7 protein-coding genes are annotated in these 11,784 nt (G+C 47.7%); 3 read left to right on the top strand and 4 right to left on the bottom strand.

Annotated elements, in window-relative coordinates:
• Positions 1 to 155 precede the first annotated feature (155 nt).
• From TY09_RS05370 to TY09_RS05350, 4 genes are all read right to left on the bottom strand, one after another.
• On the bottom strand, positions 156 to 1,097 hold the full coding sequence (locus tag TY09_RS05370) for a D-2-hydroxyacid dehydrogenase (protein ID WP_009062290.1): 942 nt from the start codon (positions 1,095 to 1,097) through the stop codon (positions 156 to 158).
• A 783-nt stretch (positions 1,098 to 1,880) separates the two neighbouring features.
• Positions 1,881 to 2,987, bottom strand: coding sequence for a GerAB/ArcD/ProY family transporter (locus TY09_RS05365; protein WP_042431751.1), 1,107 nt, complete (start codon positions 2,985 to 2,987; stop codon positions 1,881 to 1,883).
• 223 nt (positions 2,988 to 3,210) lie between these two features.
• Positions 3,211 to 4,368: a Ger(x)C family spore germination protein gene (locus tag TY09_RS05355; protein WP_009062373.1), complete on the bottom strand. Its 1,158-nt coding sequence runs from the start codon at positions 4,366 to 4,368 to the stop codon at positions 3,211 to 3,213.
• A gap of 1 nt (position 4,369) precedes the next feature.
• Complete coding sequence (locus TY09_RS05350; protein ID WP_042431749.1) at positions 4,370 to 5,920, bottom strand: spore germination protein; 1,551 nt, start codon at positions 5,918 to 5,920, stop codon at positions 4,370 to 4,372.
• A gap of 284 nt (positions 5,921 to 6,204) precedes the next feature.
• Between TY09_RS05350 and TY09_RS05345 the strand changes: the two genes are divergently transcribed.
• From TY09_RS05345 to TY09_RS05335, 3 genes are all read left to right on the top strand, one after another.
• On the top strand, positions 6,205 to 7,626 hold the full coding sequence (locus TY09_RS05345) for a sodium:solute symporter family protein (RefSeq protein ID WP_009062336.1): 1,422 nt from the start codon (positions 6,205 to 6,207) through the stop codon (positions 7,624 to 7,626).
• 226 nt (positions 7,627 to 7,852) lie between these two features.
• The gene (locus TY09_RS05340; RefSeq protein WP_147584615.1) at positions 7,853 to 9,202 is read left to right on the top strand and encodes an amidohydrolase family protein; all 1,350 of its coding nucleotides are present in this window, start codon (positions 7,853 to 7,855) and stop codon (positions 9,200 to 9,202) included.
• A 290-nt stretch (positions 9,203 to 9,492) separates the two neighbouring features.
• Entirely contained in the window at positions 9,493 to 11,289 is a 1,797-nt protein-coding gene (locus tag TY09_RS05335) for a GAF domain-containing protein (RefSeq protein WP_042431746.1), read from the top strand.
• The last annotated feature ends 495 nt before the right edge of the window (positions 11,290 to 11,784 follow it).

Raw genomic sequence — 11,784 nt, 5'->3', positions numbered from 1 at the left:
TTTTCTGTTTTCAGTAAGAAAAGCGATAGCCGTCAGTCCGCAGAAATCCAGTGTTTCTGTGGGCTGACGGCTAAAGCGAATCATAATCAGGAAAAAAGGCCGCCCTTTTATGGGCGGCCTTTTTTGAAATACTATAAATTCAGTGATTACACTGATTAGTTCAGGTTCAAAGCTTCTTTCAGCTTCGCGGTAATGAATACACCGATGTCGCGGGAAGCATCCAAGCTCTGAGCGCCCAGATGAGGAGTAACGATAAAGTTATCGCACTCGAACAGGGGGGAATCAAAGGAAGCACCCTCGCCCAGACCGCCGGCTGCCAGCTCATTTTCCATTACGTCGGTGGCATAGCCGCCGATTTTGTTGGCCTTCAGAGCCTCATACATATCCTGCTCGTTGACAATGCCGCCACGGCTCATGTTCAGCACGACAGCGTCAGACTTCATCTTGGCAATCGACTCAGCGTTGAACAGATTCTTGGTGTCGGGGGTCAGCGGGATGTGAATGGAAATATAGTCGGAAACCTTCAGCAGTTCATCAATATCCATGCCCTTGGCGTTCTCTTTCTCAAAGTCCTCGGGCTTCAGGAAGGGATCGTAAGCCACTACGTTCATCAGGAAAGCGCGGCCCAGCTCGCCTACGCGGCGGCCGATGCGGCCAAAGCCCAGAATACCCAGTGTCTTGCCTCTCAGCTCGCTGCCGACAAACTTATATTTGTCCCAGTTTTTATTTACCTTAACGTCGGCGTCGGCGGGAATGGTGTGGCGGGCGATATCCAGCATCTTAGAGAGGGTCAGCTCTGCTACGGCGTTGGCGTTCAGGCCGGGTGCGTTGAACACCTGAATGCCCTTTGCCTTGGCGGTCTCCAGGTCAACGTGGTTCAGACCGACGGAGCAAACGCCGATCACCTTCAGGTTCTTGGCTGCATCCAGAATTTCCTTGTTGATGGCGGGGTCAACACGCATGACCAGCACATCGTAATCGGGAATCAGTTTGGCCAGCTCCTGCTGGGAGGGGAGCATGTGGGTATCAACCTGCATGTACTTGCCGAGCTCTTCCGAAATAGAGCTATGGACAGCGTCAATAATGAGACATTTCATGAGAATCTTCCTTTCATTTGTATCACAATTTTCACAGCGCGTTCCGTTGTTTATTCACGAAACAACGCCGCTTTTTATGAGTAATTCAATCAATCGGCATGAGAACAGTGCCAAAAGAACTGGCACGATGAGGAATAACTGACTCTGCTACTTTATCATTGGATTCAGCTTTGGGAAAAACGCGGTCCCATGACTTTGGAAGAGTTCCTGGAAGCTGGAATCCCATGCTTTCAAACGTTCAGACCAAAAGCTGGCAAAGAAACAAAATTACAATTTAAACAATCTTACTTATTGTAGCAGGAAGAGATATGTTTGTCTAATACAAAAAACTTGATCTTTGCATATGGCTTTTTCTATGGCATGTTATTGAATTTTATATAGCTTGACAAAAATTGGGCCGAATCATACTGCCGGTGTAAAAGTTGTGCCGCTAGCCGCTATATAGTTCTTATGATAAAATAAGAGCTACAAATAAACTCAAAAAAACTCAAACAAATTATATAATTTACGGAATAATTTACTTTTATATTTTATGAAAGTGTGCTATCTCCCATTCAAATAGGGACAAGGTCATTATAAAATAAAATTATGAACAATCATTGCATGGGAAAGGGCGACAGAAAACGAATAATTGCCTGCTAAGGGAGAAAAGCAGAGCCTTCTCCCTTTCTATCCTTTTTATTATATAGAAGACGGACACCCCGCAAAAGCATCAATCTTTTAAGGCGTTGGTTCGTCTGTGGAAAAATTCAGATTGTGTGGCCTTTCTGCTGTTTTCTGTCATTAAGAAGAAGGCTGCTCATTGGCCTTTTTTTCCTTATGCTTACTAATCAGGGCGATTCCTAACAATACAAAAGGGATAAACAGCTGAAACGGCAGCGCATAGTAAGAATAAATATCAAAGGCCCATTTTACCATTTCTATGGTGTTTTTATAAATTCCGTTCGCCAGCAGAATCATCAGTATGCCGATCGGCATAACGACAGAGCGAAAATGATTCAGGCCGGCCAGCTTTTTGACTCCGGTACTGGCGGCAAGCAGACAAATGCTGATTTTAATAAAAGCCCCAACCACGAAGACGATCGATACCGTGATTTCCATACGCTGTAAAAAATCGCCGATGCGGATTCTTCCCACTGCAATATAGGAAGGAAAATAAGGGCTCTGCTTTAAGGTGGCCCCCATAACCATAAGATTTCGGAAGGTGACGGTCAGAATAATGAATGCGCCTGCAATCAGTCCGCCTAAAAAGGGTTTGTAGGGAGCTTTTTTATTTGCCGGACAGCATAAGACGGCGGTAAATAGAACAGTTTCAGCAAAGGGGAACGAAAAGGTTGAGAAAGCGCCTTCCAATACAGGTTCCCAGCCGTCCGCCAGAATCGGCGTTAAAAACTGCAGGTTCAGCTGGGGAATGCACAGCAGCTGCACAATGAAAATGATGGCGACGATAATGGGAAGCAGGAAGAAGGCGCTGCGGCCCAAAACCTCGATTCCTTCCTTGACGATCCAAATACAGGAAACCCCCATCAGCAGAATCGGCATGATCATAGGGGTTTCCGGCATGGCCATCATATTGACAAATTCACCGAAATTGCGCAGCACCATAGCGCCCAGGTGGAAGGCGTACCACGTGTACAGCAAAACGAAAAGCCGGCCTACCCATTTTCCGAAAACAAGGAATAAAATATCGAACAGATTCTTTCCGGGGAACAGGGAAAGCAGCTTGATATATACCATTAGCGTAGGCACGGCAGCAGCCAAAGCAATCAGGATGGCAATCCATTTATCGATTTCAACCTGCGCCGCCACTCCGACGATCAATGAGCTGCCGATAACAAACAGTACAACCATACTGAACAGCTGATGGTTTGTGATGCGTTCTTGATTCATATATCATCCTCGCGCTACAAGCCATAGATTTTTGTAATGAGCTGTCTCAGGGGATCTGCCGGGCTGGGCAGATCGACTCCCAGAGAGAACAAAACCGCCACAATCAAAGAGACAGCTAAAAGACTGGTGGAGACCCAGAATTCTCTGCGAGTCCCGTCTTTATAAACAGGAATGGTGTCGATCAGGACAATGAAAGCATACCCGAGTAAAACCAGAGCAAACACTAACCGACACCCCCGAAAATCGTTTTTTCCTGGGTCGCGCTGTTTTTAATCATGACCTTTGGAACTACGGTCACTTTCAGCTTCGGAAAAATCGTATCCCAGTCAGCCTCTATTTTTTTCCATTTCTGAGATTCGGTACGATAAATATAATTTCCAAATCCGAAAGTATCGCAGTCGTATTGGTTTTGAACCAGACGAATCGTAGCCTCGATATTATTTTTCAGATACACCTGTGCGGCCTCTTCCAGGGCGGCAATCAGCTTCTCGTCAATCTCACCGGGCGTGCCCTGCAGCTCGTCAAGGGCTACGATTGTTTTCATCGTGATCTTTATTTCCGGAACCGAATTCGTCCAGCTGGTTTCAAATCTTGTCTGGTTCTCAAAGATTTCCAGGGAAACGGACAGCTTTTTCCCCTGATAGTTGAGCGGAAAAGTCAAAAGCCCCCCTTCGATTCGGTCCTGCACAAAAAGAAGATTCTTGGTGTCGGCTCCATCCAGAAAGCCGACAAAAACAGAATCATGAAACAGCGCGGCCCCTTCTACCATGGGTGTCTGTTCTTTGCTGTCGTCCCAGAGCATCACAGCGGGGGTTTGCGGGGAAATGCCGGGAGAGATCAGGTCATTGGCAAATTTCCAGGTCTGTGTTTTTCTGGCCTTTGACAAGCTCGTCTCGTTTTCGATCATTGACTCCAACGTAAAAGAGATAATATTGCCGCTGGGATTATCTATTGTGAAAATATCCTTTGCAGGCATTCCTTTTGCCACAAACAGTTCAATATCGGTGCGGGTTTCTGAATCCCGGTTCAGCCAATCCATTACGTTGATCATTTCGTCCCGGGCAATCTCTTCGCTGACGACAATGACTTGCGTATGGCTCCAGTATAATTTTTTCCCGATAATGGAGATGCCGTCCCGAACAGCGTCGAAAATCGTGTTTCCGGAGGAGTGGATAATGTGGGAATCCACCATTCGTTCTTTGCCGCTTTTGGCGTCTGCGATCTCCATCGTGAGTTCAAATTTATCATCGGTGCCCTTGTCGATCGCTACCCCTGCCACGATCCCCAGATCCTCCAGCAGCCGGTAGTTCCAACACCCGCACAGGCTGGAGAGCAGCGGAACAATGAGCAGCAAAGCAATGATTTTTCGTATGGAGGTCATCTTACGTTCCTTTCTTTGCGTGCCGACTCATACGCACTCTGTTTTTGGAAGCGATCAACTGGGGCCGCAGGCGCATATACCACCACGGCGCACGGATGAGGGTATCTTTGATGTCGGTGTATCGGATGGAGCCTTCCTTCAACATATAAGGAATGCCAAAGGAACGGATGCTCATCAGGTGTGTGATAAGACACAGTGCACCGAAAATAACACCATAGATCCCCATAAAGGCCGCCAGGATCAAAAAGACAAAACGCAGTACCAAAATAGCGCCCTGCACCTTTGTGTTCATCAAAGCAGAGATCCCCGTCAGGGCCACAATAATGATCATAGAAGGGGCGATAAACTTCGCGTCCACTGCGGCCTCTCCCAGCACAAGAGCTCCGACGATGCTGACGGTCTGCCCGATTGCAGTGGGCATTCTGGCGCCCGCCTCACGCAGGATTTCGAAAACGATCAGCATCAGAAAGGCCTCGATCACAGTGGGGAAGGGGACGTCGTAGCGTCCCGCCGCAATACTGAGCAGCAAAGGCGTCGGGAGCAATTCCTGATGAAAATTCGTCAGACTTACATAAATAGCCGGGACAAACAGTGCCAGAACCGCGCCGAAAATACGCAGCATCCGATTGAAGGAAGCAAAAATAAAATTGTTATAGTAGTCCTCGGGCGTCTGGAATAGTTCCGGAAAGATAAAGGGGACCGTCAGGACAAAGGGGCTCCCGTCTACGACCAGCGCGACCCGGCCCTCCAGCAGCTTGCCTACAATGGAATCCGGGCGTTCGGAATGTCCGATTGTGTCAAAGGGAGAGAAGGGGGAATCCTTGATGATCTCCTGAATATATCCGGAATCTACAATTCCGTCGATATCCAGTTCGTTCAGACGGTGCTCCAGTTCTTTTACGATTTGATCGGAGGCAATGTTTTTCAGGTAGCAGATGCAGACCTTTGTTTTCGTTACCCTGCCAATATATTTGTATTGGCATTTTAAATCGGCGGAGGTAACTCTTCTGCGGATCAGGGACAGGTTGACCAAAAGCTGCTCGGTAAAGCCGTCCCGCGGTCCCCGCACCGCCTGTTCGGAGCTGGCCTCTTCTACGGCGCGGCTCTCCAGGTTTTTGCAGTAAATAATAATTGCCTTTGGGGAGCCGTCCAACAGCAAAACAGCGTTTCCCACCAGCACTGCGTCTGTGATTTTCTGAAGATCCTGGGTAAGACACAGATTGCTGGCGAGGAGCGCCTTTTTTTGCAGTTCTTCCAAATAGTCGGTGCGTGTGTAACGGGGAACATCGCTGCTGATTACCTGTTCGATGACATATTCATCCAGAATCTGATGGTCGGTCATTCCCTCCACATAAATCACGCAGCCCTGGATGGCTTTCTGCGATTTGTTTTCCAGAATTCGGAACTGTATCATATCGTCCGATTCGAAAATGGAGCGGAGGGTCGCCAGATTTTCTTCCAAAGAGAAAGCCAGCTCTGTGCCGCCCGGTCGTTTTTGCTCGTTGGGTGGGCAATCTTCTTCCTGCCCTTTTCGTTTTTTCCATAAATTCATTTCCAATCACCGGTTGTTATTTTTTCCAGATTTTCCTGAAATAAACAGGGCAGGCAAGGGAATCCACTGCGGCATGGCCGGTGTTGTTGTGTTTCGTGTCAAGCGCGGTTTCACTTTCCGCTTTATCAGCACTTCTATACGGATGCGGGGGTTATTCCATTGTGGACAGATTACAGGGAAATGGGGTTTTTATTGTTTTCATTTATATCGCTAAACAATAAAGGCGTGATTATAATTGAGTCATAAGCCGATTTAGCGCTGTAAATGATTAAGGAGGTATCACAATGAATTGGGGTGCAATCGCAATTGTCGTGGTATACTTGCTGGTAACTTTGCTGCTGCCGCTGTATACTGCAAAGAAAAATACGGTCACCAACACGGATTATACCGTTGGCGGCCGTCAATTCGGGACTTTATTTGTATTCTTCACCTTGTTATCCACTGCGGTAGGGGCGGCGTCTGTAGTGGGATATACGGGCTGGTATTACCAGAGGGGATTATCACAGCTTTGGTTTGTGATCGGTGTTGCCCTGAGCTATTTGATCTACATTCTGTATCTGGCGCCCAAAATCAGTGAGTTCGGGTTTCGGCACGGCGGCGAAACAGTAGGGGACTGGTTCTGTTATCGCTACGGAAAAGGGTCTCAGTTCCTCTGTTCGATGATTATCATGATCGGCTATCTGGCAATTACTGCATTTCAATATATGGCGATGGCTTCCATCTTTGTCAAGCTGACGAATCTGTCTTATGCAACCAGCCTGCTGATTACAGCGGTCATTGTCATTTTACATACTGCTTACGGCGGATTATGGGCAGTTGCCAGCAACAATGTGTTACAGGGCTCTATTACATTGGTCGGGTTGGTGATTCTGGCGTTCTGCTTGGTAAACAACGCGGGTGGGTTGAGCGCTGTTTTTGCTTCGGCGCCTGCCGAGCATTTTCAGCTTTTCGGTTATTTTACTCCTGGCGTTGCGATTTCTTCCGCGCTGGTATTTTTGCTGGGAATTATCTCCTGGCCGGATATGTGGCAGCAGTGTTATGCCGCAAAGGATCAGAAAACCCTGCGCAAGTCCATGATCCTGTTTTTGATCGCGCTGTTTGTCCTCTGCGGGGGAATCATGATGATTATCGGGTTCTCGGCCCTTTCTCTGTATCCGGGTTATGAGACTCCGGAAAGCATTCTTCCCTTTATGGTAATGGATCAGTTCAATACGATCGTGGGAGCGCTGTTCCTTTCGGTGCTGCTGGCGGTTATTATGGGCGGAGCCGATACGCTGCTGCTGGTCAGCTCTATGATCCTTCATAAGGATATTTATAATCGGATCCGGCCGCAGGCCAGTGAAAAGGAAAATCTGCGGGCCAGTAAAATAAGTTCTCTGGTTTGCGGAGTGATCGTAATGTTCCTTGCGATTGTCGCTCCCTCCATGTTTGACCTTTGGGTCATGAGCGCGGATCTGATGGGTGCGACTCTGGCTGTACCGATTCTTCTGGGCTTTGCGTGGAAGAGACCCTCGGCTTTGTCCGGCCTTGCTTCTATCATTGCCGGGCTGGTCGGATGGGGTCTTGCCTATACCGGAATCATCCCCGCAGACGGTATCACCTTGGGGGCGGGATTCTCTCTGGCGGCATATATTCTGGCTGCCTATTTGAAACCCAGCAGCAAGGAGGAGAACACAATAATTGACCAGGTACAGGGAGAAATATGATTCCTGTTGGAGCGGCAGTTTTTCGGCCTGTACCGGTTTACTGTAAAACGGTACAGACGACTGACCAATCATTGAGATAGCAAAATCGTGAAATCTGTCTGCGGTTATATCGCAGACAGATTTCAAATATCATACGAATGAAAGGCGTGAGTACGTGCTGTACGATTTGGTGATAGAAAATGGGAGAATCATTGATCCGGAAAGCAATCGTGATGAGGTACTTTCCATGGGAATTACAGATGGCCGGATCCAGGCAATGACTTTGCAAAAGCTTACCGGCCGCCAGGTGATTGATGCGTCGGGTTGTGTGGTAAGCCCGGGTTTTATCGACATTCATACCCACGAGGACTATGCTGTGGTGCCCTCTGCGAATGAAGAAGAAAACAAAAGCCTGCCCAAGCTCACCGCCGACGTTATGCTGCGGGCGGGAGTGACCACAATGCTGGGGGGCAACTGTGGGATAGGAGTGTATCCTTTTGAGCCGTATTATCAAAAAATATCCACAAGCACCCTTCCGATTCATTATCTGGCCCTGATCGGGCACAGCGCTCTGCGGGAATGGTTGGGGATCGGCAGATATCACAAGCCTTCTTTTCAAGAGAGAGAGCTCCTGCGGGAAATGGTGCGCGAGGGCCTGAAGATGGGGTTCCCGGGGGTATCCTTCGGGCTGCAGTATGCACCGGGCACTACTAAAGAGGAGATGATGGACGCCGCAGAGATCATTCGTGAGTATGACGGTTTTCTGGCTGTTCATATGCGCTACGATTATCCCGCGATGGCAGAAGCAGCAGTTGCGGAGATGATGGAAATTCTGGAGGAGACCGGGGTGCGCATGCAGCTGTCCCACCTGGCGGCCAATATTTATGGGAAAGACCATATGAAAAGGACACTGGATATCATGCAAAAAATGAATGAACGGGGCTTTGATGTGCGGGCGGATATGTATCCATACGACACATGGGCCACTGGAATCCAGTCTGCGGTTTTTGACGGCGACCCTTTTCATATTCATGAATTTACATATGAGGATATCGAGATTCTGACTGGGCCATGGGAAGGAAAGCGCTGTACCCCCGAGCTGTTTTCCCTTTTGCGTAAAGCGGGGGAAGATACCACGGTCGCCTGCCACGGGGCCACCCCTTGGGCAGATATTGTGCAGGCGCTCCGGCATCCTTTGGTATTTATGGGAAGTGACGCGATCATTACCAGAGACAACGCCTTGGGGGCGATCAAAGGGCATCCTCGCAGCTCCGGCAGCACCGCGCGCTTTCTGCGAAGGTTCGCGATCGAGGAGAATCTTCTGGATCTGAAAACAGCCTTGGCAAAGCTGACCATTGACCCGGCCAATCGGCTGAAGCTTGCATCAAAAGGGCGGCTGCAAGAAGATAAGGATGCGGATATTGTCATATTTAAGCCGGAGGAGCTGATGGAAAAGGGCGGATATGGTATGGATATTTGTGCGCTTCCTCCCGAGGGGGTTCGCTATGTGATCGTAAATGGAAAGCTCGCTTACACGTGGGAGGACGGATTGCAATTTACACAGGAGATCATGAAAAATCAAAAAACTTCTGAATAAAAACTCGGCTCTGTTTGGTTGACTTTATCAATGCTGCGGCTGGGAACTTTTCCGATGTTGACAGTGGAAAAAAGGCGTTGTATTCTGTTCTTGACAGCAGATCCTTTTTGATCCGATTTCCGCTCATAGGCTTTCGAAAAAGGACCCTTTGATGAGTCGGAGACGTAGTCATTTTCATTAAAAGGCGGTGAGGAAGGACAGGCTGATAACGACTGGGTAAATATGAGCCGATGGCATTCCGCCATGAGAAAGAGACAAACACGCGAGCGCGTGTAGGGGCAGGGTGAGCTATGGACAACGAGCAGAAATTAAAGTCTTACAACCTGTTGGTGAAAATGGGCCGGAACATTACGTCTTCTCTCAACAGCGACGCCATTTTGGATTATATTTTACGGGAGGTAATCAAAGTGTTTCCTTCCGCAAATGCCGGGGTGCTGTATTTGTACGATGAGGAGAAGAAGGTTCTGTGTCTGCAGTCCTGTGCGGGATTTCAAAATGAAATACTGCTGCATCAGATTCCTCCAGGGATAGCAATCAGCGGAAAAACCTTCGAACGCCGCCAGTCGGTTATCATTAATAGTGTGGAAGAGTTGGAGGCATATGTCGGCCCAACAGACATTCCACTGTCTCGGTTTGGACGAAGCAGGGATTCTACCGAATCCCCCAAAGCGGTAATGTCTGCCTGCCTGATTATTCATAATCAGATCATCGGTGTGATTACTGTCGATAATTACAGTCTGGACCAGAAGTTTTCGCCGGAGGATCTGGAACTGCTGGAAGCCGCCGCAGACTATGCGGCGATCGCGATCTTTCAGTCCAATATGATCAAAAAGGAAAAGCATTATATTCTGGAGCTGCAAAACCGGAAACGGGATTTGGAGAAAATGCTGCTGATACAGAATAATTTTACCGATATTATTGTAAGGGGAATCGGTTTTTCAGAAATACTGGATTATCTTGAAAAGGTGATTTCGTTTCCGGTGGTTCTGTATAATATTCTGCTGGAGCCGGTGGCCTATTCCCCCAAGGGGGTGGACTGTCCGCTGCCTTCCAGCTTTTTTCATTTCAGCCGATACAATGAGTTCGTAAAAAATAAACTTCAAAGCATTATGGATTACAAAGATGAGGATGGCACCTATTTTATTTCGCCTGTCATCGGAAAAAACAAACTGTTGGGCTTTCTTACCGTGTTTACCAATACGGATGAGCTGGACGAATTGGAAAAGCTCGCACTCAGCTACGCATCCTTGGTAGTGGCACAGGAATGGCTCAAACAGGACGAGCTGTTTGAGGTATCCCAGAAAATCAAGGGCGATGTGTTCCACGGTGCTTTGTCTGGTGTGATTGATAAAAGCCTGATTCTTCACGCGGAAAAGCTGGGACTCGACTATCGGGATTATTTCGGCGTGATTATTGTAAAGGAGGATTTTTCTTCCTGCGCAAATTTGTTTGAACAGGCCGCCCGTTCGAATAAGCTGGTCAAAGACATCGTTTCTCTTTTGGGGAAACGGGGGATTAATGGAATTGTAGTGCCGGAAAGAAATTTGATTTACGTCATGGTTTCTTTTTCAAAAAGCGCCCTTACCAAACAGCAGCAAACAGTGGAAGTTGGCAGGGAGATTCTCAGGCTCGATAAAAACATTCAGATCACCGTCGGACAGCTGTATGAGAATCTTTTGAATTTATCCAAATCATATCGGGAAGCGTGGGAGTGCTTTGAAATAGTCGAGAAGTATCCCACTTCTTCCAAGATTGTAAACTATGAACAGCTGGGAATCCTGTATTTGATTTTGAAGCTCAGCGGAGACGAGCTGAACAGCTATATTGATAAAGTGCTGCAGCCTCTGTTGGAGTACGATGCGCAAAAGAATGCGGGTCTGATGAATACTTTGCAGGCCTATATTAACTTTAATAAAAATATTAAGTATGTGGCTGAGTACCTGAATGTCCATTATAACACTGCGTATTGGCGGGTCAGAAAAGCTGAACGACTTTTGCAGCAGGATTTTGACAGTACACAGGATTGGTTCAATATTCAGGCAGCTTGTATGCTGTATGGCATCATCCACAAGAATTCCGATTATTAGAAAACACTTTTTCCATGAGACAGCTCAGATGAAAGGTCCGCTGGGCGAAGAAGATGAATGCCTTTCTGATGCTAGACGGTTCGCTGTTTCCGGAGTGTCGGGCATCTGCTTAAAACATCCATAAAATGTTTTTGGTATACCAAATATTCTTTTATTCCCCCGTGTGGTCATAGAATTTCGGCTGCATTTTTGGATGCTTCGATAAAGCACAGCGCACAAAGAAACAGTGACGGCAGCCCGCAGAAGATTCGTACTTCTGCGGGCTGCCGTCACTATAAGGAGTTTGAAAATAAAAGAATCTTACCTGACGATCCCTTTGGGTTTCAGATTTGCTGCCCGCCCTACTGCGGGCAGAGGTTATCGCCGCTGTCGTATGGTAGGAAAAAACAATGGATCTACCACAGAAAGCGGGGAAATTGTAGAACTTTTATGAAATTTATTTTATAATATTGTTTAAAAAGGATTCTATCGGTCGTGCGTGAGGAAGGGGAGCGG

Source organism: Faecalispora jeddahensis (assembly GCF_000577335.1).
Lineage (GTDB): Bacteria > Bacillota > Clostridia > Oscillospirales > Acutalibacteraceae > Faecalispora > Faecalispora jeddahensis.
This window is presented reverse-complemented; position numbering and strand designations above follow the sequence as displayed.

Excerpts from the sequence above, each read along its gene's own strand:
- TY09_RS05355 (WP_009062373.1), bottom strand. The coding sequence starts at position 4,368 with ATGACCTCCATACGAAAAATCATTGCTTTGCTGCTCATTGTTCCGCTG.
- TY09_RS05335 (WP_042431746.1), top strand. The coding sequence starts at position 9,493 with ATGGACAACGAGCAGAAATTAAAGTCTTACAACCTGTTGGTGAAAATG.
- TY09_RS05345 (WP_009062336.1), top strand. The coding sequence starts at position 6,205 with ATGAATTGGGGTGCAATCGCAATTGTCGTGGTATACTTGCTGGTAACT.
- TY09_RS05350 (WP_042431749.1), bottom strand. The coding sequence starts at position 5,920 with ATGAATTTATGGAAAAAACGAAAAGGGCAGGAAGAAGATTGCCCACCC.
- TY09_RS05370 (WP_009062290.1), bottom strand. The coding sequence starts at position 1,097 with ATGAAATGTCTCATTATTGACGCTGTCCATAGCTCTATTTCGGAAGAG.
- TY09_RS05340 (WP_147584615.1), top strand. The coding sequence starts at position 7,853 with ATGGGAATTACAGATGGCCGGATCCAGGCAATGACTTTGCAAAAGCTT.
- TY09_RS05365 (WP_042431751.1), bottom strand. The coding sequence starts at position 2,987 with ATGAATCAAGAACGCATCACAAACCATCAGCTGTTCAGTATGGTTGTA.